This is a genomic window from Janthinobacterium sp. SUN137 (assembly GCF_030587265.1).
In the GTDB taxonomy this organism is placed as follows: Bacteria; Pseudomonadota; Gammaproteobacteria; order Burkholderiales; family Burkholderiaceae_D; genus Janthinobacterium; species Janthinobacterium kumbetense.
Genome location: NZ_JAPWHZ010000001.1, coordinates 187,922 through 211,443, shown reverse-complemented (window position 1 = coordinate 211,443; position 23,522 = coordinate 187,922). Strand labels below are relative to the sequence as shown.

Genomic DNA, 23,522 nt, shown 5'->3' with positions numbered 1-23,522 from the left:
ACCTGACCAAATCTACTGCGCTCGATGATTTGCGGCCTGCGATGCTCACTGTGCTCAAGCACAGCTCCGCTTCTCGGTCACAACTCATCTTCGTTCGCTACGATTTTGTCAGGAGTTACACGGCAATATAGATGACATACCCAAGCCGGCTTCGCCCGGCTTGTTTCACATCAGGAGCAAGGCATGGCAAGCGACATGAACGAAAAAACCGGCACGGCCATCACCATCCGCCCCTGCGCCAAGGGCGACGAGCTGGCGCTGGCGCTGGTGGGGCAAGCGACTTTCCTGGAAGCGTTCGCCGGCATCCTCGATGGCGCCGACGTCATCGCCCATTGCCAGCGCCAGCACGACGCGCAGCTGTACCGCGATTGGCTGGCGCTGCCGGCCATGCGCCTGTGGCTGGCCGAGGCCACGCCTGGCGGCGCGCCCGTCGGCTACCTGGTCCTCAGTCCGGCCAGCCTGCCGGTGGCTGACCCGCGGCCGGACGACCTGGAAATCAAGCGCATCTACCTGCTGCACCGCTTCCAGGGCCAGCGCGTGGGCCAGCGCCTGATGCAGGCGGCCGTGGAACAGGCGCGCGCCGGCGGGGCAGGGCGGGTGCTGCTGGGCGTGTACGCGGAAAACCACGATGCGCTGGCGTTTTATGCGCGCTGCGGCTTTGCGCAGGTGGGCCGGCGCACCTTCCGCGTGGGCCGCACCGACTATCAGGATGTCATCCTCGGCATGACGCTGTAAGCGCCAACGGCCTGCGTGGCGCCAGGTCAAGCCGGCTGGCGGGAGATTTGTAGCGAGTTTGTATCTGCATGCGAGTCGCCCGCGCGCCGCCGGCGCCGGGGCGCGACGCCCCGCAAGCCTGATTCTTCCACCGTTCCCCCACAGGGGCGGCATGCCTGCCGGCCCGCCTGATCCTTCCATGCCTGCCAGGCTGTGTGTAATTGTTTCAAGTAGAAATGAAACAGTTACATGACTATGCTAGAGTCGTTTCACGCTAGGGAGCGATGTTTTTTCAGCTGACTTTCAGCTCTTGACTCCCCCGGCTTTGTACCGAAACAACCCCGAAAAACGGTCGTCCGGCCTGAGTGTGTTCCACCTCGGCCGGCGCCACAGACTCGCCGTGCCAGCGGCCTAGACAAGGATAAGCGATGGATTCGCAGACTACACCCAACACCCCGCGGCGCAGCCGCCGTTCGAAAATCGTCGGTACGGTCATCGCGCTGGCCGTGATGGCTGCGCTGGGGGGCGTTGCCTGGTACCTGACCCATTCGGGCGTCAGCGCGCAGCCCGGCGCCGGTGGCCCCGGAGGGCCGGGAGGCCCGGGCGGGCGCCGCGGCGGCCCCTCGACCACCGTGGGCGTGGCCACGGCCGTGAAATCCGACTTGCCCGTGGTGCTCGATGCGCTGGGCACGGTGACGGCCGCGTCCACCGTGACGGTGCGCCCGCAAGTGTCGGGCATTTTGAAGGAGCTGAAATTCAAGGAAGGCGGCATGGTCAAGGCGGGCCAGGTGGTGGCGCAGATCGACCCGGCCCAGTTCGAGATGGCGCTGATGCAGGCCACGGGCCAGCGCCAGCGCGATGAAGCGCAGCTGGAAAACGCGCGCCTGACCCTGAAACGCTATCAAACCCTGCTGGGCCAGGATTCCATCGCGCGCCAGGATGTCGACACGCAGGCCGCCCTGGTCAAACAGTTGGAAGGTACCGTGATGACGGACCGCGCGGCCGAAGGCACGGCCAGGCTGAACCTGGGCTACACCAAGGTGGTGTCGCCGATCAGCGGCCGCGCGGGCTTGAAGGTGGTCGATATCGGCAACCTGGTGAGCACCAGCGACACGGGCGGCGTGGTGGTGGTGACGCAGCTGTCGCCCATCGACGTGGAATTTTCCGTGCCGCAGGATAAGGTGCAGACCATCCAGGAACGCCTGAATGGCGGCACGGCCCTGGCGGCGCTGGCGCTGGACCGCACGCGCACGCATACCCTGGACAAGGGCAGCCTGACGGCGCTCGACAACCAGGTCGACGTGCAGACGGGCACCGTGCGCGCCAAGGCCCGCTACACTAACGACAAGATGGTCCTGTTCCCCAGCCAGTTCGTCAACGTGCGCCTGGAACTGGGCAACATCACGGGCGCCGTGCTGGTGCCCGTCACGGCCTTGCGCCACAGCAACAACGGCGACTTCGTGTACGTGCTGAAAGCGGACAAGACCGTTACCGTGCGCATGGTCACGCGGGGCCAGGCGACCACCGACATGGTGGAAATCCGCGCCGGCCTGGAAGCGGGCGAGCAAGTCATCACGGAAGGCGCCGACCGCCTGAAGGAGGGCGCGAAAGTCACCCTGGCGGGCGACAAGCCTGCCATGGGCGGCGCCGGTGCTGCCGGTGCGGCCGGGGCGAACGGCGAACGCCGCCACCGCCGCCAGCACGCTGACGGCGCGGCCAGCGCCTCGGCGTCCGCATCGGCATCCGCGCCAGCCGCAGTGCCAGCCACGGCGCCGGCGAAGGGCGCAGCGCAATGAGTCCATCGACTCCCTTCATCAAGCGCCCCGTCGCCACGGCGCTGCTGATGCTGGCCATCGTGCTGGCGGGGCTGGTCGGCTTCAAGTTCCTGCCGCTGGCCGCCTTGCCGCAGGTGGACTTCCCCACCATCCAGGTGCAGACCCTGTATCCGGGCGCCAGTCCCGAAGTCATGGGGCAGACCGTGACGGCGCCGCTGGAGCGCCAGTTCGGGCAGATGTCCGGCTTGCAGCGCATGAGTTCCACCAGCGCGGCCGGCGTCTCCATCATCACTCTGCAATTCACCCTGGGCCAGACCTTGGACGTGGCCGAGCAGGAAGTGCAGGCCGCCATCAACGCGGGCGGCTCGCTGCTGCCCACCGACTTGCCGGCGCCGCCCGTGTACGCCAAGATCAATCCGGCCGACGCGCCCGTGCTGACCCTGGCGATTACCTCGGACACGATGCCGCTGACGCAGGTGCAGAACATCGTCAACACGCGCCTGGCGCTGAAGATCAGCCAGGTCAACGGCGTGGGCCTCGTGTCGCTGTCGGGCGGCCAGCGTCCCGCCGTGCGCATCCAGGGCGACACCAAATTGCTGGCCTCTTACGGCCTGGGCCTCGACAGCCTGCGCACGGCCATCGCGGCGGCCAACGTCAACAGCGCCAAGGGCAGTTTCGACGGCCCCACGCGCTCGTTCACCATCAACGCGAACGATCAACTCGTCACGGCGGAAGACTACAAGCGCCTGATCATCACCTATAAGAACGGCGCGCCCGTGCGCCTGTCCGACGTGGCCAATGTAGTCGACAGCGCGGAAAACACGCGCCTGGGCGCCTGGTCCGGCAAGCAGCCGGCCATCATTCTGAACGTGCAGCGCCAGCCCGGCGCCAACGTCATCAAGACGGTCGACGCCATCAAGGCCCTGCTGCCCGACCTGCAGGCCAGCCTGCCGGCGGCCATGAAGCTCGACGTGCTGAGCGACCGCACGACGGGCATCCGCGCCTCCGTCGAACACGTGGAAATGGAATTGCTGCTGTCCGTGCTGCTGGTGGTGCTGGTGATCTTCGCCTTCCTGCACAGCATGCGCGCCACCGTGATCGCCAGCCTGTCCGTGCCGATTTCGCTGATCGGCGCCTGCGGCGTCATGTATCTGCTCGGCTACAGCCTGAACAACCTGTCGCTGATGGCGCTGACGATTGCCACGGGCTTCGTCGTCGATGACGCCATCGTCATGATCGAAAACATCGCCCGCTACATCGAGGAGGGCGAAACGCCGATGGCCGCCGCCCTGAAGGGCGCGTCGCAGATCGGCTTTACCATCATCTCGCTGACTGTCTCCCTGATCGCCGTGCTCATTCCCCTGCTGTTCATGGGCGACGTGGTGGGCCGGCTGTTCCGCGAATTCGCCATGACCCTGGCCATCACGATCCTGATTTCCGCCGTGGTCTCGCTCACCCTGGTGCCGATGATGTCGGCGCGCTGGCTGAAGAGCCACGCCGATGAAAAGATCAGCGCCACGGGCCAGCGCATCCAGGCGTTCCTCGACAAGGTGATCGTGCAGTACGACCATGCGCTCGTGTGGGTCTTGAAACGCCAGGGCCTGACCTTGCTCGTGGCCCTGGCCACCTTGCTGCTGACCGTCATCCTGTACATCACGATTCCGAAAGGCCTGTTCCCCACGCAGGATACGGGCCAGCTGCAGGCGCGCATCGAAACCTCGCAAGCCGTCTCGTACGAGCGCATGGCCACCTTGCAGCAGGCTGCCGCCAGCGCGCTGCTGGAAGACCCCGCTGTCGATACCTTGAGTTCCCTCGTGGGCGTCGATGCGGCCAACAATACCATGCTGCATACGGGTAGCATGCTGATCAATCTCAAGCGTCCGCGCAGCGGCAGCCAGGACGAGATCATGGAGCGCCTGCGCGACCGCGTGGCCAAGGTGGCCGGCGTGACCCTGTATCTGCAGCCGACGCAGGATCTGACCATCGATGCGGAATCGGGGCCGACGCAGTACCGCGTCTCGCTCGAAGGGGCCGACACGGCCACCGTCACCGAGTGGGCCGGCAAGCTGGCGGCGCGCATGCGCGAAAAAACGCAGCTGCGCAACGTCGTCACGGATGCGGGCGCCACGGGCGCCGCCGTGACGGTCGCCATCGACCGCGACAGCGCCGCGCGCATGTCCGTCACCACGGCTACCGTCGACGACGCGCTGTACAACGCCTTCGGCCAGCGCATCATTTCGACGATTTTCACGGAAACCAACCAGTACCGCGTGATCCTCGAAGCGCAGCCGGGCATCGTCACGACGCCATCCGACCTGTCGGACCTGCAGGTGCGCACGGGTTCCGGCAAGTCGACGCCGCTGTCCGCCTTTGCCAGCGTCAGCGAAAAACAGGCGCCGCTGCAAATCACGCACGTGGCGCAATACCCGGCCACGACGCTCGGCTTTGATACGACGCAAGGCGTGGCCCTGGGCAGCGCCGTCGACGCCATCCGCCAGGCGGCGAAAGACATCGCCTTGCCGCCATCGGTGACCTTGACCTTCCTCGGCGCGGCCGGCGCGTATGAAAACTCGCTGTCGAACCAGCTGTGGCTCATTCTGGCCGCCGTCGTCTGCGTGTACATCGTGCTGGGCGTGCTGTACGAAAGCTACATCCACCCGCTGACGATTTTGTCGACCCTGCCGTCGGCCGGCGTGGGCGCCTTGCTGGCGCTGATGATTTCCGGGCAAGACCTGGGCGTGATCGGCATCATCGGCATCATCCTCCTGATCGGCATCGTCAAGAAGAACGCCATCATGATGATCGACTTCGCCATCGAAGCCGAGCGCGATGAAGGGAAAAGCCCGCAGGAAGCCATCCACCAGGCGGCGCTGCTGCGCTTCCGCCCCATCCTGATGACGACCCTGGCGGCCCTGTTCGCGGCCGTGCCGCTGATGCTGGGCTGGGGCGAGGGCGCCGAGTTGCGCCGTCCGCTGGGCCTGGCCATCTTCGGCGGCCTGATCGTCAGCCAGGTGCTGACCCTGTTTACCACGCCCGTCATCTACCTGGGCTTCGACCGCCTGGGCCAGCGCTTCGCGCGCAAGGCGCCCGGGGTGAAGCTGGACAAGCCGGCCGATAACGCGGGGAGCGCCGCGTGAACCTGTCCGAACCGTTCGTCAAGCGCCCCATCGCCACCGTGCTGCTGACCATCGGCATCGCGCTGGCCGGGATCGGCGCCTTCTTCGTGCTGCCCGTCTCGCCGCTGCCGCAGGTCGATTATCCGACCATTTCCGTCAGCGCCAGCCTGCCCGGCGCCAGCCCCGCGACCATGGCCACGTCGGTGGCCACGCCGCTGGAACGGCGCCTGGGCGTGATCTCGGGCGTCAACGAGATGACGTCGTCGTCGGGCACGGGCTCGGCGCGCATCAATTTGCAGTTCGACTTGAACCGCAAGATCGATTCGGCCGCGCGCGAAGTGCAGGCGGCCATTGCCGCCTCGCGCGTGGACTTGCCGGCCACCCTGCGCAGCAACCCCACCTACCGCAAGGCCAATCCGTCCGACGCGCCCGTGATCATCCTGGCGCTGACGTCGAAAACGCGCACGCCGGGTCAGATCTACGACGCCGTGTCGAACCTGGTGCAGCAGAAGGTGGCGCAAGTCAAGGGCGTGGGCGACGTGGAACTGGGCGGCGGCTCGCTGCCGGCCGTGCGCGTGGAATTGCTGCCGTACCAGCTCAATCACTATGCCGTGTCGATGGAAGACGTGCGCGCGGCCATCCAGGCCAGCAACGCCAACCGCCCGAAAGGGGCGATTTCCGGCGACGAGCGCAGCCTGCAGATCTATTCGGGCGCGGCGACGGCGTCGGGCGGGCGCAGCGCCGCCGATTACCGCAGCCTGGTGGTGGCCTGGCGCGACGGCGCCGCCATCCGCCTCGACGACGTGGCCGAAGTGGTCGACGGCGTGGAAAACAACAATACCCTGGGCCTGTTCAATGGCGACCCGGCCGTCATCGTGCTGATCACGCGCCAGCCCGGCGCCAACGTCATCGCCACGGTGGACGGCGTGCGCGCGCTGCTGCCGCAACTGCAGGCGCAGCTGCCCGGCGACATCAAGCTGCAGGTGGCGTCCGACAGCACCAATTCCATCCGCTCGTCCCTGCACGAGATCGAGTTCACGCTGATCCTGTCCATCGTGCTCGTCGTGCTGGTGGTCAGCGCCTTTTTGCGCAGCGTGCGCGCCACCATCATCCCGGCCGTGGCCACCATCGTCTCTTTGCTGGGCACCTTCGGCGTGATGTACATGCTGGGCTTTTCGCTAAATAACCTTTCCTTGATGGCGCTCACGGTGGCCACGGGCTTTGTCGTCGATGATGCCATCGTGGTGCTGGAAAATACGCAGCGCCACATCGAGGCGGGCATGGACCGTTTCAAGGCGGCCCTGCTGGGCGCGCGCGAAGTGGGCTTTACGGTGCTGTCGATCAGCCTGTCGCTGGTGGCCGTCTTCATCCCGCTGCTGTTCATGGGCGGCCAGGTGGGGCGGCTGTTCCGCGAATTCGCCGTGACCCTGTCGGCCGCCGTGATGATTTCGCTCGTCATCTCGCTCACCACGACGCCGATGATGTGCGCCTGGCTGCTGAAAAGCGGGCAGCACCACAAGCCGCCAGGCGTCGTCGCGCGCTGGTTCGAACGGGGTTTCGAGCGCATGCTGAACGTGTATGAACACTGCCTGGACTGGGCTCTGTCGAGCGCCGCTCTCGTGATGACGATTCTCGTGTTCGTCGTCGGCCTGAACGTGTACCTGTTCGCGGCCGCGCCCAAGGGCTTTTTCCCGCAGCAGGACACGGGCCAGATCAACGGCGGCATGCGCGCCGACCAGAGCATCTCGTTCCAGGCCATGCAGGCCAAATTGCGCCAGCTGGTCGACATCATCAAGGACGATCCGGCCGTCGCCACCGTCGTCGGGTTCACGGGCGGCGGCAGGGCAGGGGGCGGCTTCATGTTCATCGATTTGAAGCCGGCCTCGCAGCGCACGGACAAGGGGCAAGCCGTGATCGCCCGCCTGCGCCCGCAGCTGGCCAAGGTGACGGGCATTTCGCTGTTCCTCAACCCCGTGCAGGATTTGCGCATGGGCGGGCGTTCCAGCAATTCCACGTACCAGTACACCCTGATCAGCGACAACCAGGCGGACTTGAAGAAATGGGCGGCGAAACTGGCCGACCAGATGAAGCTGCAGCCGGCCCTGATCGACGTGGACACGGACCAGGCGGAAAACGGCGTGGAAACGTTTGTTTCCATCGACAAGGACCGCGCCACGCAGCTGGGCGTACAGGTGAAGGATATCGACAATGCGCTGTACAACAGCTTCGGCCAGCGCCAGGTGGCGACCATCTACGATGAGCTGAACCAGTATCACGTAATCATGGAAGTGGCGCCCCGCTACGCGCAAAGCCCGGAAGCGCTGCGCTCCGTGTACGTGCCCGCGTCGAATGCGGCCGCCGTCGCCGCCACCGGCACGACGGCCGCCAGCACCGCCGCGGCCAGCACCAGCGTGGCGGCGACGACGTCCAATACGACGGCGGCGCGCGACCCGTCCAGCGGCTCGGCCTTGAGCACCACCCTGGCGAAGATGGTGCCGCTGTCGTCGTTCAGCAGCTTCGCGGAAAGCTCGACGGCGACGTCGATCAACCACCAGGGCGGCGAACTGGCCACCACTGTGTCGTTCAACCTGGCCGACGGCTATCCGCTCAGCGACGGCCAGGCTGCCGTGGCCCAGGCGGAGTCGGAAATCGGCATGCCGGTGAACGTGCGCGGCAGCTTCCAGGGTTCGGCGAAGAGCGCGCAGGACAGCAACAAGGAGCAGCCGCTGCTGATCCTGGCGGCCATCGTGGTGATCTACATCGTGCTGGGCATCCTGTACGAAAGCCTGATCCATCCCGTCACCGTGCTGTCGACCTTGCCGTCGGCGGGGGTGGGCGCCGTGCTGGCACTGCTGCTGTTCCGCATGGAGTTTTCCATCATCGCCCTGATCGGCGTGTTCCTGTTGATCGGTATCGTCAAGAAAAATGCTATATTGATCATCGACTTCGCGCTGGAGGCCGAGCGTTCGCGCGGGCTGACAGCTGTGGAAGCGGTGCGCGAGGCTTGTTTGCTGCGTTTCCGCCCCATTCTGATGACCACCCTGGCGGCGGCGCTTGGCGCCTTGCCGCTGGCGATCGGTTTCGGCGAGGGGTCAGAGCTACGCCAGCCCTTGGGGGTCGCCATCATCGGCGGCCTGATTGCCAGCCAGTTACTCACATTGCTGACCACCCCGGTGGTCTACATCCTGCTCGACAAGCTGCGCACGCGCAGCGCCGACGAGCAGCAATTGAGCCGCATTCCTGGGCCAGATAACCCGAGCACACAATCATGAAGCAAGTAAAACCTATCGTATCGACCGTCCCCGCACGCCACCTGCTGGCACTGGGCGTGGCCACCGCCGTCCTCCTGCTGTCCGGCTGCGCCGTCAGCCCCGCGTATGAAACGCCGACGGCCGCCGCGCCGCAAACGTTCAAGGAGGCGGCCGGCTGGCAGCCCGCCGTGCCGGCCGACACCCTGGAGCGGGGACCGTGGTGGACCCTGTTCGGCGACGCCCAATTGAACCAGCTGGCCGAAGGCATCGACATCTCGAACCAGAACGTGGCCGCCGCCATCGCTTCCTACGAGCAGGCGCGCGCGCTGGTGCGCGAACAGCGCGCCTCGCTGTTCCCCACCGTGAACCTGACGGGCAGCGGCGCCCGCTCGGGCGGCGGGGGCGAGCAGCAGACGAACAACAACTTCAAGGCCGCCATCGGCGCGTCGTGGGAACCGGACGTGTGGGGCAAGCTGCGCGCCGGCGTGACGGGGGCGGACGCCAGCGCCAGTGCCAGTGCGGCCGACCTGGCCGCCGCCCGCCTGTCGGCGCAGGGCGAACTGGCCACCAATTACTTTTCGCTGCGCCAGAGCGATGCGCAGATCGCGCTGCTGAATGCCACCATCGATGGCTACAAGCGCGTGCTTGACATCACCAGCAACCGCTTCAATTCGGGCATCGCCGCCAAGTCCGACCTGCTGCAGGCGCAGACGCAGCTGGCCAATGCGCAGATCGACCTGTCCAGCCAGACGCGTTCACGCGCGCAGCTGGAACATGCGATCGCGATACTTTTGGGCCGCGCGCCGTCGGAGTTCAGCCTGGCCGTGGCGCCGTGGACCCTGACCGTGCCCGAGGTGCCGCTGGGCGTGCCGTCGACCCTGCTGCAGCGCCGTCCCGACATCGCCGCCGCCGAGCGCCGGGTGGCCGTGGCCAACGAGCAGATCGGCATCGCCCGTTCCGCGTATTACCCGAGCCTGAACCTGACGGGTTCCTACGGTTCCGGCGCCAGCAAGGTGGGCGACCTGTTCAATGCCCCATCGAGCCTGTGGTCGCTGGGCGTGTCGGCCGCGCAAACCCTGTTCAACGCGGGCGCCACCACGGCCAGCGTGGATGCGGCCAAGGCGGGGCACGAGGCGGCCGTGGCGCGCTACCGCCAGACGGTATTGAGTGCCTTTGGCGCCGTGGAAGACCAGTTGTCGGCCACGCGCGCGCTGGCCGAACAGCTGGCCCTGCGCCAGCAGGCGTCGTCCGCCGCCGACCAGGTCGAGCAGCAGATGCTGAACCGCTACAACGCGGGCCAGGTCGGCTATACGGACGTGGTGACGGCGCAAGTGACGGCCCTGTCGGCGCGCCGTTCGCTGGTGCAGGCGCAGGCGGACCGTCAGACGACGGCTGTGGCCCTGATCCAGTCGCTGGGCGGCGGCTGGCACGTGCCGCAGGCGCAGTAAAGGGGACGGCTAGGGGGCAGCCTGGCGCAGGGAAAAGCCCTGCGCCAAATTCGTGTTTTGCCGCGCATCTTGAGTGCTAGAATGCAAGATTATCAATTCCCAGCCTGACGCTTTGGCCGTGGCTGCACTCTTGCAGAAGATGACACGCAGTAAACACAGCAATGCTTCCGTCCCTGAAGTGGCCACCATCGTTTTCCCCGTGGTGGCCATCGGCGCATCCGCCGGCGGACTCGATCCCATCGTTGCCTTCCTGGCGAACGTGCCGCAGGAGAGCGGGATTGCCTATGTGGTGATCCAGCATCTTGATCCCACGCAAAAGGCCATGCTGCCGGAACTGCTGCAGCGCGCCACCAGCATCCCCGTCACGGAAATCACGCACCAGGCGGAGTTGCGGCCCAACCATATCTATGTGATACCGTCGAATGCCGACCTGGGCTTGTCCAAGGGGCGTTTCTTGCTCAGCGAACCGGTGCAGCTGCGCGGGCACCGCTTGCCTATCAATATCTTTTTCGAGAGCCTCGCAAGCGAGTTGGGCGAACTGGCCGTGGGCGTGATTTTTTCCGGCATGGGCAATGACGGCACGCGCGGCTTGCAGGCGATCAAGCAGGCAGGGGGTCTGACCCTGGCCCAGCATCCGGACACGGCCAAGTTCGACATGATGCCGCAAAGCGCGATTGCCGCGGAAGTGGTGGACCTGGTCGACTTTCCCGACAAGATGCCGGAGAAGATCATCACCTATCTGTTCCGCAGCAGCTTCCTCAGCCTGCCGGGCCATGAGCCGAACGGGCGCAATTCCTTGCAGGAAATTGTCGCCTTGCTGTCCGAACACACGGGCAACAGTTTTACGGATTACAAGATCAACACGGTGCTGCGGCGCATCGAGCGGCGCATGAGCTTGTATCAAATGACGTCGATGGAAGAATACGTGCCGTATCTGCGTGCCAATCCGGGCGAAATCGACTTGCTGTTCAAGGAATTGCTGATCGGCGTGACGAGTTTCTTCCGCGACCCGAAAGTGTGGGAATACCTGAAGATGGTCGCCTTGCCGCAATTGCTGGCGGCCCATCCGGACGGACGCGCGTTCAAGGCCTGGGTGCCCGCCTGTTCCACGGGCGAGGAAGCGTATTCGCTGGCCATGGTGTTCCATGAAGTGGTGGCCAGCATCAATCCGCCGTCGAAGTACAGCCTGCAGATCTTTGCCACCGACCTGTCGGCCGACGCCATCGACCGCGCGCGCCAGGGACGCTTTCCGCACAGCATCAGCAGCGACGTGTCGGCCGAACGCCTCGGGCGTTTCTTCTTGCGCGACAAGAACGATTATCACGTGAAGAAAGAGATACGCAACACGATCATCTTTGCCCAGCAAAACATCATTTCCGACCCGCCGTTCACCAAGCTCGACATCCTGTGCTGCCGCAATCTGCTGATCTACCTCAATGCCAAGTTGCAGCAGCGTTTGATACCCCTGTTTCATTACGCCTTGAACCGCGACGGGATTTTGCTGCTGGGCAGCGCCGATACGCCCGGCCATTTTTCCGACCTGTTTTCACCGCTGACCACGTCGACCCGGCTGTATCGCCGCCTCGACAACCTGGCGCGTCAGCGCCTGCCCACGTATTTCCCCACCAAGGTATCGTTGGCATCCCCCCCTACACCTAGCGACACGAGAGAAGTCAGCATGACTGGAAAGATTCAATCCCATGTCGAGCAATTATTGCTCCAGAAATATTCGCCTGCCGCCGCGCTGCTGAACCAGGATGGCGACATCCTGTACATCAACGGCCGCACGGGCGCCTTCCTCGAACCGGCAGCCGGCAAGGCCAACTGGAATATCCACGCCATGGCGCGCGAAGGCTTGCGCTACGAGCTGGCTGGCCTCATCAAGGAAGCCTTGCAGAGCGAGAGGGTGGTGCGCCTGAAGGGGCTGGTGGTCAAGGACCACCTGGGACAGTCGCTGGGCGTCGACCTGAGCGCGGAAGCGCTGAGCCAGCCTGAATCCTTGCGCGGCATGGTGTTCGTCACGTTTGCCAGCGCGCCGCTGGTGGCCGAGGCGCGCCGCGGCCGCTCGCCGAACCCCAAGGTGCTGGAACTGGAACAGCAACTGGCGCAGGCGCGCAATGAAATCCAGGCCGTGCGCGACGAGATGCAGACGTCGCGCGAGGAACTCAAATCGGCCAACGAGGAACTGCAGTCGACCAATGAAGAGCTGCAATCGACGAACGAAGAGCTGACCACGTCGAAGGAAGAGATGCAGTCGCTCAACGAAGAGTTGTACACGGTCAATGCCGAGCTGCAATCGAAGGTCGATGATTTGTCGCTGGTCAATAGCGACATGAAGAATCTGCTCAATAGTACCGATATCGCCACCATTTTCCTCGACAGCGACCTGCGCATCCGCCGCTTCACGGCGCCGGCCACGCAAATCTATAAGCTGATCCAGACGGACTTGCGCCGCCCGCTCAGCGACATCGTCAACGACCTCGATTATCCGGGCCTGGAAGACGATGCGCTGGAAGTGATCCGCAGCCTGGTGTTTTGCGAGCGGCAAGTGGAAACCAAGACGGGGCGCTGGTACAACGTGCGCATCATGCCGTACCGCACGATTGAAAATGTGATCGATGGCGTGGTGGTGACCTTCATCAACATTACAGAGTCGAAACTGCTGGAAGCCCAGCTGCGCCAGATCCAGTCCGGCGCCGTGGCCGGCGGCAGTAGCGGCGAGCACGCGTCATGAGCGAACCATTCGACGGCAGCGCGCCGGCCCGCCTGAGAGAGCAGGCGGAGCAATTGGCCGCGGAGCAGCGCCAGCCCGCGCCGCAGTCGAATGAAGACGTGATGCGTCAGTTGCATGAGTTGCAGGTCAGCCAGATCGAGCTGGAAATGCAGAGCGCGGCCCTGGCCGAGCTGGAACAGCTGAAAAATGAATTTGAAAGCAGCCGCGACCGTTATGCGCAGCTGTATGAACAGGCGCCCGTCAGTTACTTTTCGCTGGCGCGCGAAGGCGTGATCACGCGTGTCAACGTGGCGGCTTGCGGCTTGTTGCAACGCGACAAGAACCGGCTGCTGGGACGGCGTTTCGAGCAATTCGTCGCGCCCCAGGCGCAGGGCGGTTTCCGGCGCTTCCTCGACGCCGTCTTCACCGGCGGCGCGCGCCAGGTGCTCGAAGCGCCGCTGTTCGAAGGCGAAGCGGGCGGCATGTGCGGCATGGTGCGCATCGAAGCCAATTACGATGCGGACAGCGCCACGGCGCGCATGCTGGTGACGGACCTGGGCGACGAGCACGCGCGCGAATCGGCCTTGCGGCGCGCCTTCGTGATACTCGACAGCATACGCGAAGGCGTGCTGGTGACGGACAGCGCCAACCGCATTATTTCCGTCAACCCCGCGTTCACCACCATCACCGGTTACCAGGCGGAGGAAGCCATCGGCCGCGATCCGTCCTTCCTCGGCGGCGGCACGCATCTGCCGCATTTTTATGAAGCCATGTGGCGCAGCCTGCACCAGGATGGCAGCTGGTATGGCGAACTGGTGAACCGGCGCAAGAATGGCGAGCGCTTCGTCGAATCGCTGTCGATCACGCCGATGCGCAGCCCGGATGGCGCGATCAGCCACTTTGTCGGCGTGTTTTCCGATATTACCGAGCGCAAGCTGGCCGAGGCGGACTTGCGCGAACTGCACCGCGAGCTGGACCAGCGGGTGGTCGACCGCACGGCCGAATTGCTGCGGGCCAACCAGCACCTGCAGCTGGAAGTACACCAGCGCGAGCGGGCGCAGGAAGCCTTGCGCGATGCCGAGCGCTTCTTTCACGCCACCATCGATTCCCTGACGGACCGGGTGCTGGTGCTGGACCGGTCGGGCCGCGTCGTGCATGCCAACCAGGCTTGCCTGGCCTTCGTCGGGCAAACGCCGCAGCCGCTGCACTACCTGGAATTTTGCGACACGGACCCGCGCTGGCAGCGCAGCGCCGGGCGCGAGCTGGCCGCCGGCATCCGCTCCGTCATCGCCGGCAACGCGGACACGTTTGCGCTCGAGTATGAGTTTGCCACGCGCTCGGGTCCCCGCTGGTCGCAGGCCAGGATCAGCCGTTTCCTCGGTGAAGGGCCGCTGCGCGTGGTGGTGGCGCACACGGACATCACCGAACGCAAGCTGATGGATGGCGCCCTGCGCCAGTCGCATGCGCAGCTGCGCCAGCTGGCGCTGCACCTGGAAACGGCCAAGGAAGATGAGCGCAAGCGCATTTCGCGCGATATCCACGATGAACTGGGGCAAAACCTGCTGGCGCTGCGCATCGATATTTCCATGCTCAGCGCGCGCACGGAAGGGTCCCATCCGCGCCTGCACCGCCGGGTCGGCGCCGTGCTCAGCAACGTCGACACCACCATCAAGAGCGTGCGCGGCATCATGAACGAGCTGCGCCCGATGGCGCTGGACCTGGGCTTGCAAGCTGCCATCGAATGGCAGGTGGGCGACTTCCGCAAGCGCAGCGGCGTCGCTTGCCAGCTGCTGATACGCGACGAGGCATTGTTTTCCGCCATCGGCAGCCAGGTCGAGATCGTGCTGTTCCGCATCGTGCAGGAAGCGCTCAGCAACGTCATGCGCCATGCCCAGGCCAGCCAGGTCGAAATCGAGCTCAGTTCGGATGCCTGCGCCGTGTACGTGGCCATCAGCGACAACGGCATCGGCATCACGCCGCAGCAGCAGCGCAAGAAGCAGTGCTTTGGCCTGATCGGCATCGCCGAGCGGGTGACGGCGCTGGGCGGGCAGTTCGAGGTCGGTGTGCCGGCCTCGGGCGCCGGTTGCCGGCTGGCCCTGCAGATCCCCTTGCAGGGGACGGGACGGCCGGCTGCCTGATACAGAAATTGCAATGGGATAATTTTTGCCGACTCAGGCCGCCTGGACAGGCTATACTTTCGCCTGCTTTTTATGGAGGAGCAAATCTTGTTCAAGACAATCGTATTACCAGTCGCCTTGCTGGGCGCGTTCGCCGGCGCACACGCTGACGAAGGGCAGTGGCAACCACACCAATTGCCGCAGCTGAAAGCCGAACTGAAACGGGTCGGCATCGACATTCCTGCAGAAAAACTGGCCGACCTGAGCAAGCACCCGATGAGCGCCATCGTGTCGCTGGGCGGTTGCTCGGCCGCCTTCGTTTCCGACGCCGGCCTGGTGGTGACGAACCACCATTGCGCGTATGGCGCCGTGCAGCGCAATTCCACGCCGGAGCACAATTACATCACCGACGGCTTCCTGGCCAAGACGCGCGCCGCAGAGCTGCCGGGCGGTCCGAACAGCCTCGTGTATGTGACGGACAAGGTGGAAAACGTCAGCGACCGCGTGCTGAAGGGCTTGACGGCCGACATGAGCGGCCGCGCGCGCCACGAAGCCGTGGAAAAGCGCGTCAAGGACCTGATCGCCGAATGCGAAACGGACAAGATGTACCGCTGCTCCGTGCCCGCCTTCCACCGCGGCCTCGAGTACTACCGCATCCGCCAGATGATGATACGCGACGTGCGCCTCGTGTACGCGCCATCGGACAAGATCGGCAACTTCGGCGGCGATACCGACAACTACGAGTGGCCGCGCCACACGGGCGATTACTCGTTCCTGCGCGCCTACGTGGGCAAGGATGGCCGTCCGGCCGACCCGTCGCCCGACAATGTGCCGTACCAATCGAAGGATTTCCTGGTGGTGTCGGCCGAAGGCTTGAAAGCCGGTGACGGCATCTTGCTGGCGGGCTACCCCGGCCGCACCAGCCGCTACAAGCTGCCGGCGGAAATCCGTTTCGCGCGCGATATGGCCTTCCCCCTGAAAGTATCCGAACTGCAAGCAGACCTGGCCGTGATGGCCGACTCGACGAAGGGCGACCCGGCCGCTGCCGTGCGCTATGCGAGCGTGGTGAAAAGCATCAACAACGTGCTGAAGAAAACCCAGGGCTTGCTCGACGGTTTCGCCCGCAAGGACATCGCCGCCATCAAGGACGTGCAGGATGCCGAGTTCCGCGCCTGGTACGCGAAACAGCCGAACGTGTCGCCGACCCTGCTGGCCGAACTGGACGCGGCGATCGCCAGCGACATGGCCTTGAGCGAAGAAGAGTTCGCCTGGAGCGTGGCCACCAACAGCGACTTGCTGAAAAGCGCGCGCACCATCTACCGTTTGTCGCTGGAGCGCCAGAAAGCGGACGCCGAGCGCGAATCGGGCTTCCAGCAGCGCGACCTGGCCTTCATCAAGGCCCGCCTGGCCCGCCTGGAACAGTCGTATGTCAACAAGGTCGACCAGGCGCGTTTTGAAGCCGGTCTGAAGCGCTACGCGCAACTGGCGGCGAAGAGCCATCCGCAAGGCCTGGACGCGCTGCTGCCGGCGCCAGGCGCCGTGGCGGCCCTGTACCAGCAGACGCAACTGGCTGACACGGCCAAGCGCCTGGCCTGGCTGGAAAAGGACCAGGCCGCTGTTGCCCAGTCCGACGACGCCTTCATGGCGCTGGCCATCAAGCTGCAGCCCGTCGAAGCGGCGCTGGAAGAGCGCCGCAAGGAAATCGACGGCAACCTGGAACGCGTGATTCCGCAATACATGCAAGCCGTGATTGCCTGGAAGAAATCGCAAGGCAAGCCGGTCTATCCTGACGCCAACTCGACCCTGCGCGTCACGTACGGCACGGTATCGCCGTACTCGCCGCGCGACGGCATCACCAAGGGGCCGTTCACGACCGTGGAAGGCATCGTCGAGAAAGTCACGGGCAAGGCCCCGTTCGAAGCGCCGCAAGGCTTGATTGACGCCGTCAAGCAAAAACGCTACGGCCAGTTCCGCGACCCGGCACTGGGCACGGTGCCCGTCAACTTCCTCACCAGCGCCGACACCACGGGCGGCAATTCCGGCTCGGCCGTGATGAACAAGCGCGGCGAATTGATCGGCCTGAACTTCGATTCGACGTATGAATCGATCACCAAGGACTGGTACTTCGACACGGCCATCACGCGCGCCATCCACCTCGACATCCGCTACATGCTGTGGGTGATGAAGGAAGTGGACCACGCGGATAACTTGTTGCAGGAAATGACGATCAAGTATCCGAAGGCAGTGAAAGCCGCCAAGAAATAAGCTTCAGTTTGCGCTAGCGCAAAGCCGCATCCGCCGCAGGGCCGATGCGGCTTTTTTGCGGCCGCACCGTACGCGCGGCCGGCGCCTGCCGTATCGGCTGCGCCACGTATAATTCCGATCACTTTCCACCCTTATTTTTTCGACAGGCCCGCCATGCCCCCGACTCCCGCTTTACCACTTGATTGGCAGACATTTGAAACTGCCTACGACGTCGAAGAAACCTGCTTCAAGCTGGCTAGCGCGTCGCTGGCCTTGCTGGGCGCGTCCCCATTCAAGGACCAGGCATTTTCCGCCTTTGCCTTCAACGCCGTATCGTTCCCCTCCCTTTCGCTGAGCTTTGACACCGATCCCGCCAACCGGGAGCGCGATTACTATCCTCCGGACTGGTCGAACGAGTGCATCGAAGTCGACGTGCCGGCAATCGGCCAGCTGTGGGAGGAGGGCTATACAAGGATCGAAGGCGCGCTGCTCGAACTGATCGACGCTGCCGATGACGAGTTGCTCGATGCCATCGAGGAGGGCTATCTGCACAGCCTGAGGAAAACCATGGTGCGGCTTGAAACGAGCCATGCGTTCGAGCAGATCAAGACCTGCCCGCGATTCTGGACCGTCGTCACGCAAATCGACGCGGATACGGAGGAAGAGGAGCGGCTGCTCGACCAGGTGCGCCAGGGCCTGCCGGCGTGAGCCTCCGCCGCCATTGCAAGCCGTGCGCTATAGCAGGGCTTGCCAGCGCCTGACTTCCGCGTCCGTCAGCATCGGCCCCCAGCCGCCACGCAGCGCCGCATCGTGCTGCACATAGTGCGCAAGCGGCGGCGCCGCCACGCCATGCCTGGCACAGATATCAAGCACGGCTTCCAGCTGGCGCCGGCTTGCCGCAAGGTCATCGCCATGCCAGGTACAGGCGCTCGTTTCCAGCACATGCCCGACAAGTTGCTCCAGCGCACCGAGCAGGTGCCCGGGCAGCGCCATGCGCAGGTCGTCCGGCCAGGGATCGCCCATGCCCGTCACTGCCAGGCCAGCAAAGCCGCGCTCCCAGGCGGCAAAATCCCCCGGCGCGAGCTGCGCCACCTTCCACGCGTGGCCGGCGAACGCGGACAGCGCCGGGTGGTGCAGGGCATGCTGCCGGCAAAAGCGTTGCAGGCACGTGAGCGCAAGGCATTGCCTGGCAATCACGGAGAGCGTGTCTATCGATATGTCATGCATGAATCATCAGTTCCTGAAGGTGGCACTTGCCGATAAGCGAGTCAATTTGGCTTTATTGCGGTTGTCCCGCCTGGCAAGGCAGCTGCCGCAGCGCCTCCACGGGCAACTGAAAAAAGCGCGGCACCATGGCCGGCGACAGCTCGTCGCCGCCGTCCGCCATGGCCAGGCGGCCGCTCAGCAGCAGCATCACGTAGCCGTGGCCCAGCGACCAGCCGGCGCTGGCGGCGGCCTTGTCCCAGCGCGCATCGAGGCCCGCTTCGCGCACGGCCGCGCCGGCCGTCTGCAGCACGTACTGGAAGCACGCCTGCGCCGCGTCCTGCAAGGCGGGGAACTGGCGCACGTCCTGGTGTTCGAACATCAGCCGGTAGTGGGCCGGCGCGGCCAGGGCGAATTCGATGTATTGCTGGCCCAGCAGCTGAAACCGCTGTTCGGAAGGCAGGCTGCCCTGCGGCGGCAGTTCGGCTTCCCATTTGGCGATCAGGCTGGCGAAGCCGGCCGCCGCCACGTCGGCCAGCAAGGCTTCCTTGCTGGGGAAGTGGCGGTACACGGCGGCGATCGACACGCCCACCGTGCGCGCCAGTTCGCGCAGGGAAAGGGCGGCGTCGCTTTGCTGCGCCAGTTGCGCGATGGTGGCGGCGACCAGGGTGTCGCGCAGGTTGCCATGGTGATAATTGCTGTTCGTGCTCATGTTATGTTATCGCTGTTCACATTGTCGTGTATGATGGCCATGTTATCACTGAACACATGGAGAGCACATGCAAGAGATGAACAATGCGGTACGCGCCGTGGCCTTGCCGCCGGGCGCCAGCATCGCCCCCTTGTACCCGGGCAGCCACCTGGCCGACGCGTATGCCGTCGAGTTGCCGACTGCGCAGGCGCGCCAGATGGACATGGAAAGCCTGGCGCGCGTGCTGCTGGGCAGCCAGCCGGGCTGGGCGCGCAAGCTGATGGTGGTGCGCGACGCCATCGTGGCGCGCTTCGGCATCCGGACGGCCAGGCAGATGGAAGCCAGGCCTGGCAAGCGCATCGGCATCTTCCGCATCTTTGCCGTCAGCGACGATGAAATCATCGTGGGCGAGGATGACAGCCACCTGGACTTCCGTTTGTCGGTGCTGCGCAACCGCGACGCGGGGCGGCATGGCAGCGTGACCATGTCCAGCGTCGTGCATTGCCATAATCGGGTGGGACGCGCCTACATCCTGGTGATCCGGCCTTTCCACAAGCTGATCGTGCAGCGTTCGCTGGCGCGCGCCGTCAAGGGCGGCTTTGCCTGAGCGGGGGAGGGGGCTGGCGGTGCGGGCAATCTTGCTTATTCATGGCTGGTATTGCATACTGCACCACCAGCCTCATCACGATTCCCATGAACGATACGCTTCTCCTGCTGGGTTTTGCCACCACGCCGCTTGAACTGATTTCCTTTGTCCTGGCATTGACAACCGTTGCGCTGAACATCCGCCAGAATCACTGGGCGTGGCTGTTCGCCATCATTTCCTCGGCCGCCTACGGTTTCGTGTTTTTCGAATCGCGCCTGTATGGCGACATGGCCTTGCAACTGCTGTTCATCAGCGTCTCGTTCTGGGGCTGGTACCAGTGGCTGCATCCGGCCAGCGGCGGCAAGACCCTGCCCGTGACGCGCCTCGACGGCCGCGGCTGGCTGGCATGCGCCGTCGGCTGGCTGGTGGGCTTCCTGCTCATCGCCTGGCTGCTGACGACGACGGACACGGACGTGCCCCATGCGGATGGTTTCCTCACCGCAGGCAGCCTGGTGGGACAATTCCTGCTGTCGCGCAAGAAACTGGAAAACTGGATCGCCTGGATCATCGTCGACGTGCTGTACGTGTGGCTGTATGTGCACAAGGGCCTGACCCTGACGGCCGTGCTGTACGCGTTCTTCGTCGTGATGGCCGTCATCGGCTTGCTGGCGTGGAGAAAGTCGGCCCCGGCCGCGCCGAGCGCGATGGTCCTCAAGTGATGGAGCGTTGCGTGCGCGTGGCCATCCTGGGCGCGGAATCGTCGGGCAAGTCGACCCTGGCGGCGGCCCTGGCCGAGCGCCATGGCACGGTGTGGGTGCCCGAGTATTTACGCGAGTTTGTGGAAACGCAAGGCAGGGTGCCCGTCGCGGCGGATCAGTATGGTATTGCGCGTACGCAAGTCGAACGCGAAGCGGCCGCTGCCTCCCAAGCCCGCCACTTCCTGTTTTGCGACACGACGCCCTTGATGACGGTGGTGTACAGCCGCCATTATTTTCACGGCGCCGATGCGCAACTGGCGGCGCTGGCCGATGCCACGCAGTACGATCTGACCCTGGTCACGGCGCCCGACAGCCCGTGGGTGGCCGATGGCTTGCAGCGCGAGTCGGAAGCCGTGCGCCAATTGATCTACCGCTACCTGCTCGATGAGCTCGACGCGCGCGGCATCGTCTACCACGTGCTGCGCGACAGCCTGGAGGCGCGCCTGGAACAGGCGGCGCCTTTGCTGCAGCAGGCGCTCGCTGCGGCGCCTGCCATTTCCCTCAACTAAAAGTCAAACTGCGCCGAGACTTTGAAAGTCCGGCTGGCGCCCGGATACAGATAGCCATCCGATTCCGGCGTCACGTCGCGCCAGTAGAACTTGTCGGCCACGTTGTTGACGGTGGCGCGCAGCACGGCGCGCGTGCCGGCGATGCGCGTGGCGTACGCGGCGCCCAGGTTGAACACGTTGTACGACGGCACGAAGGTCGTGTTGCTGTACTCAAACGCTTTCTTGCCCGCATATTCCCAGCTGCCATTCACGCTCAAGCCCGCCACCTGTTGCACGGCGTAATCCGCATGCACGGCCGCCTTGAAGGCCGGCACGTTGGGCACGCGCTTGCCGTCGAGGTCGGCATTGCCCGTGCCTGACTGCTGGCTGTTCAGGGCCGTCACGGACGCGCCCAGGCTCAGGCTGGACGATGCCTTGCCCTGGGCCGACAATTCCAGCCCCCGGTGCTGGGCCTGGCCTTCGCGCACGAAGTTATAGGCGGTGCTGTCGACGTACTGGTTGAATTCCAGGCCCTTGCGGATCTGGAACAGGCTGGCCGCCAGCATGAAGTCCGGCGTCACATCCATCTTCACGCCCAGTTCGATCTGCTTCGAGCGGCTGGGCGACAATTCCACGTTCGCATTGAGCGCCTTGCGGTCGGCCGTGCCGCCATGTTCCATGCCTTGCGAATAGGCCGCGTACACGGACAGATTGTCGAGCGGGGTGTAGACGAGCGAGACGTTGGGCAGCAGGAAATCGTGCTTGGCGCGGATTTCCGTGTCGGCCTTGAGTACATACTGGTAGCCGTCGACATTGATATGGCGCAAGCCGCCATGCAGTTTCCAGTCCGGCGCCAGGCTGACGATGTCCTGCACGAAGACGGAGTTTTCCGTGTCCTTGCGCACCAGGCGCACGGGGCCTTGCACGCCCGTCGACATGTCGACGATCTGCGGGCGGTAGATGTTGCTCACGCCGGCCCAGTCGTACACGTACAGGCCGGCGCGGTCCTTGCGGCGGAAGGTCGAGACGCCGGCCGTGAATTCATGGTGCAGGGAGCCGGTGGCGAACTTGCCCTGGATCATGGCTTGCGCGCTCAGCGGTTTTTTCGTCTCGCCCAGGCTGCGGTAGTCATACACGTCGAAGTCGCCATTGCCGCAGAAGCCTGGGTACAGGTCTTGCGCGCTGCAGCCGTAAGGGAAGGCCGTGTAGTCGTCGCGCTTGAACGAGTGCTGGTTGGCCGACAGGGTGGCGTGCCAGTCGTCGCTGAACGCGTACTGGAAGCGCAGACCGAGATTGCTGGTGACGGTTTCCACGGGACGCGTCCACGGCTGCAGGTTGAGCATGGCGTCGGCGCTGATGCCGGTTGGCAAGGTTTTATTGTTCAGCAGCTGGAAGCCGGGCGCCGTCGCCTGCGCCTTGTCCTGGTAGTCGGCATCGATTTGCAGCAGCGCTTGCGGGGAAATCTGCCAGTCGAAGGCGCCGGAAATGAACTTGCGGTTGCCGTCCGCGCCCTTGATGTAGGAGCGCAGGCGCTCGGCCGCCACGTTGACGCGGTAACCGAAGCGCGTGTCTTCCAGGCGGCCGCCCAGGTCGATGGCGCCGTACACGGTGCCGCGCTCGCGCGTTTCCACGGTGACCGTGCGCAGCGGGGCGGCGGTAGGGCGCTTGACGATGAAGTCGATCACGCCGCCCGGCGCGGCCACGCCTGCCTGCAAGCCGGCCAGGCCCTTCAGCACTTCGATGCGTTCCTTGTTTTCCAGCGGGATTTGCGTGTCGCCAGGAATGGCCACGCCATCCTTGCGGTAGCTGGAATTGTTATCGAGCTTGAAGCCGCGGATGGAAAACTGTTCCGCATAGCCGACGGCGTTGTAGGCGTCGTTGATGCTGGTGTCGAGCTTGACGGCATCGCTGAGGTTGCGGATCTGCAAGTCCTGCATGTCTTTTTGCGAAATGACGGTGACGGATGCCGGCGTCTGCAGCAGCGGCGCGTCACTGAAGCCGCCCACGGAGGCGCGCTTGGCGGCCGGCGCCTTGCTGGCCGTGACGACGACTTCGGCCATGCTTTGCGCCTGCGGGTCGGCTGCGTCGGAAGCCAGGGCGGGCGCGGCAAACGCGTGCAGGATGGCCAGGGTCAATACAGAAACGGATAAATTCGGTGTGGACATAGATTGCTCGTGGTTCAAGCCGTCTCTGTAAAGAGCACGGCAGGCTGCTTGTTCGGCTGGCGCCAACGCAGGAGCTATCAAAGGAGGGAGGTACTTTGCGCTTTCCTTCGCTGGCATTATCCAGATCAGGTACGAAGGGTATCTCTCACCCGGATGACTGCTCCAGGACCCCTAGCGAAATGACAGCTTAGCATGAACCACGGCCAGCTGTCCCACCCGGCTGACCGTTTTACAACAGTGTGGCTGGAATTTG

Annotated in this window: 15 protein-coding genes and 1 riboswitch; of the genes, 12 read left to right on the top strand and 3 right to left on the bottom strand. The window is 64.7% G+C overall.

Annotated features, from left to right (window positions below; genetic code table 11):
- Nucleotides 1-195: 195 nt before the first annotated feature.
- From O3298_RS01000 to O3298_RS00960, 9 genes are all read left to right on the top strand, one after another.
- Complete coding sequence (locus O3298_RS01000; protein WP_099668434.1) at nt 196-735, top strand: GNAT family N-acetyltransferase; 540 nt, start codon at nt 196-198, stop codon at nt 733-735.
- A 407-nt stretch (nt 736-1,142) separates the two neighbouring features.
- Nucleotides 1,143-2,510, top strand: coding sequence for an efflux RND transporter periplasmic adaptor subunit (locus tag O3298_RS00995; protein WP_305058314.1), 1,368 nt, complete (start codon nt 1,143-1,145; stop codon nt 2,508-2,510).
- Nucleotides 2,507-5,626, top strand: a complete 3,120-nt coding sequence (locus O3298_RS00990) for an efflux RND transporter permease subunit (protein ID WP_305058313.1) — start codon at nt 2,507-2,509, stop codon at nt 5,624-5,626. The genes O3298_RS00995 and O3298_RS00990 overlap by 4 nt, the downstream gene beginning before the upstream one ends.
- Nucleotides 5,623-8,877, top strand: coding sequence for an efflux RND transporter permease subunit (locus tag O3298_RS00985; protein ID WP_305058312.1), 3,255 nt, complete (start codon nt 5,623-5,625; stop codon nt 8,875-8,877). The genes O3298_RS00990 and O3298_RS00985 overlap by 4 nt, the downstream gene beginning before the upstream one ends.
- Nucleotides 8,874-10,304, top strand: coding sequence for an efflux transporter outer membrane subunit (locus O3298_RS00980; RefSeq protein WP_305058311.1), 1,431 nt, complete (start codon nt 8,874-8,876; stop codon nt 10,302-10,304). Before O3298_RS00985 ends, O3298_RS00980 begins: the two co-directional genes overlap by 4 nt.
- A gap of 139 nt (nt 10,305-10,443) precedes the next feature.
- Nucleotides 10,444-13,038: a chemotaxis protein CheB gene (locus O3298_RS00975; protein ID WP_305058310.1), complete on the top strand. Its 2,595-nt coding sequence runs from the start codon at nt 10,444-10,446 to the stop codon at nt 13,036-13,038.
- Nucleotides 13,035-15,155: a PAS domain S-box protein gene (locus tag O3298_RS00970; protein WP_305052694.1), complete on the top strand. Its 2,121-nt coding sequence runs from the start codon at nt 13,035-13,037 to the stop codon at nt 15,153-15,155. The genes O3298_RS00975 and O3298_RS00970 overlap by 4 nt, the downstream gene beginning before the upstream one ends.
- 87 nt (nt 15,156-15,242) lie before the next feature.
- Complete coding sequence (locus tag O3298_RS00965) at nt 15,243-17,399, top strand: S46 family peptidase (RefSeq protein ID WP_369811435.1); 2,157 nt, start codon at nt 15,243-15,245, stop codon at nt 17,397-17,399.
- Nucleotides 17,400-17,552: 153 nt separating this feature from the next.
- Nucleotides 17,553-18,086 (top strand): hypothetical protein, encoded by a 534-nt coding sequence (locus tag O3298_RS00960; protein ID WP_305058308.1) that lies wholly within the window; start codon nt 17,553-17,555, stop codon nt 18,084-18,086.
- A gap of 27 nt (nt 18,087-18,113) precedes the next feature.
- Here O3298_RS00960 and O3298_RS00955 read toward each other — a convergent pair whose 3' ends face one another.
- Both O3298_RS00955 and O3298_RS00950 read right to left on the bottom strand, forming a co-directional pair.
- On the bottom strand, nt 18,114-18,605 hold the full coding sequence (locus O3298_RS00955; protein WP_305058307.1) for a hypothetical protein: 492 nt from the start codon (nt 18,603-18,605) through the stop codon (nt 18,114-18,116).
- Nucleotides 18,606-18,657: 52 nt separating this feature from the next.
- Nucleotides 18,658-19,293: a TetR/AcrR family transcriptional regulator gene (locus tag O3298_RS00950; RefSeq protein WP_305058306.1), complete on the bottom strand. Its 636-nt coding sequence runs from the start codon at nt 19,291-19,293 to the stop codon at nt 18,658-18,660.
- Between the two features lie 67 nt (nt 19,294-19,360).
- Here O3298_RS00950 and O3298_RS00945 point away from each other — a divergent pair, with 67 nt between their 5' ends.
- The 3 genes from O3298_RS00945 to O3298_RS00935 all read left to right on the top strand — a co-directional run bounded on the left by O3298_RS00945 (nt 19,361) and on the right by O3298_RS00935 (nt 21,125).
- Nucleotides 19,361-19,879, top strand: a complete 519-nt coding sequence (locus tag O3298_RS00945; protein WP_289910771.1) for a DUF2867 domain-containing protein — start codon at nt 19,361-19,363, stop codon at nt 19,877-19,879.
- Between the two features lie 86 nt (nt 19,880-19,965).
- Nucleotides 19,966-20,577, top strand: a complete 612-nt coding sequence (gene pnuC / locus O3298_RS00940) for a nicotinamide riboside transporter PnuC (RefSeq protein ID WP_099667198.1) — start codon at nt 19,966-19,968, stop codon at nt 20,575-20,577.
- The gene (locus tag O3298_RS00935) at nt 20,577-21,125 is read left to right on the top strand and encodes an ATP-binding protein (RefSeq protein WP_305058959.1); all 549 of its coding nucleotides are present in this window, start codon (nt 20,577-20,579) and stop codon (nt 21,123-21,125) included. The genes pnuC and O3298_RS00935 overlap by 1 nt, the downstream gene beginning before the upstream one ends.
- On the opposite strand, the gene O3298_RS00930 is transcribed toward O3298_RS00935, so the two are convergent.
- A complete protein-coding gene (locus O3298_RS00930; protein ID WP_305058305.1) occupies nt 21,122-23,269 on the bottom strand; it encodes a TonB-dependent siderophore receptor in 2,148 nt (715 codons plus the stop codon). The genes O3298_RS00935 and O3298_RS00930 overlap by 4 nt on opposite strands.
- An 85-nt stretch (nt 23,270-23,354) precedes the next feature.
- Nucleotides 23,355-23,452: riboswitch (TPP riboswitch) on the bottom strand.
- Nucleotides 23,453-23,522 lie beyond the last annotated feature (70 nt).

What these genes read in the sequence shown, in the direction of transcription:
- O3298_RS00975 (WP_305058310.1), top strand. Translation starts at nt 10,444, where the DNA reads ATGACACGCAGTAAACACAGCAATGCTTCCGTCCCTGAAGTGGCCACC.
- O3298_RS00995 (WP_305058314.1), top strand. Translation starts at nt 1,143, where the DNA reads ATGGATTCGCAGACTACACCCAACACCCCGCGGCGCAGCCGCCGTTCG.
- O3298_RS00955 (WP_305058307.1), bottom strand. Translation starts at nt 18,605, where the DNA reads ATGCATGACATATCGATAGACACGCTCTCCGTGATTGCCAGGCAATGC.
- O3298_RS00950 (WP_305058306.1), bottom strand. Translation starts at nt 19,293, where the DNA reads ATGAGCACGAACAGCAATTATCACCATGGCAACCTGCGCGACACCCTG.
- O3298_RS00930 (WP_305058305.1), bottom strand. Translation starts at nt 23,269, where the DNA reads ATGTCCACACCGAATTTATCCGTTTCTGTATTGACCCTGGCCATCCTG.
- O3298_RS00945 (WP_289910771.1), top strand. Translation starts at nt 19,361, where the DNA reads ATGCAAGAGATGAACAATGCGGTACGCGCCGTGGCCTTGCCGCCGGGC.
- O3298_RS00935 (WP_305058959.1), top strand. Translation starts at nt 20,577, where the DNA reads ATGGAGCGTTGCGTGCGCGTGGCCATCCTGGGCGCGGAATCGTCGGGC.
- O3298_RS00960 (WP_305058308.1), top strand. Translation starts at nt 17,553, where the DNA reads ATGCCCCCGACTCCCGCTTTACCACTTGATTGGCAGACATTTGAAACT.
- pnuC (WP_099667198.1), top strand. Translation starts at nt 19,966, where the DNA reads ATGAACGATACGCTTCTCCTGCTGGGTTTTGCCACCACGCCGCTTGAA.
- O3298_RS00980 (WP_305058311.1), top strand. Translation starts at nt 8,874, where the DNA reads ATGAAGCAAGTAAAACCTATCGTATCGACCGTCCCCGCACGCCACCTG.
- O3298_RS00990 (WP_305058313.1), top strand. Translation starts at nt 2,507, where the DNA reads ATGAGTCCATCGACTCCCTTCATCAAGCGCCCCGTCGCCACGGCGCTG.
- O3298_RS01000 (WP_099668434.1), top strand. Translation starts at nt 196, where the DNA reads ATGAACGAAAAAACCGGCACGGCCATCACCATCCGCCCCTGCGCCAAG.
- O3298_RS00970 (WP_305052694.1), top strand. Translation starts at nt 13,035, where the DNA reads ATGAGCGAACCATTCGACGGCAGCGCGCCGGCCCGCCTGAGAGAGCAG.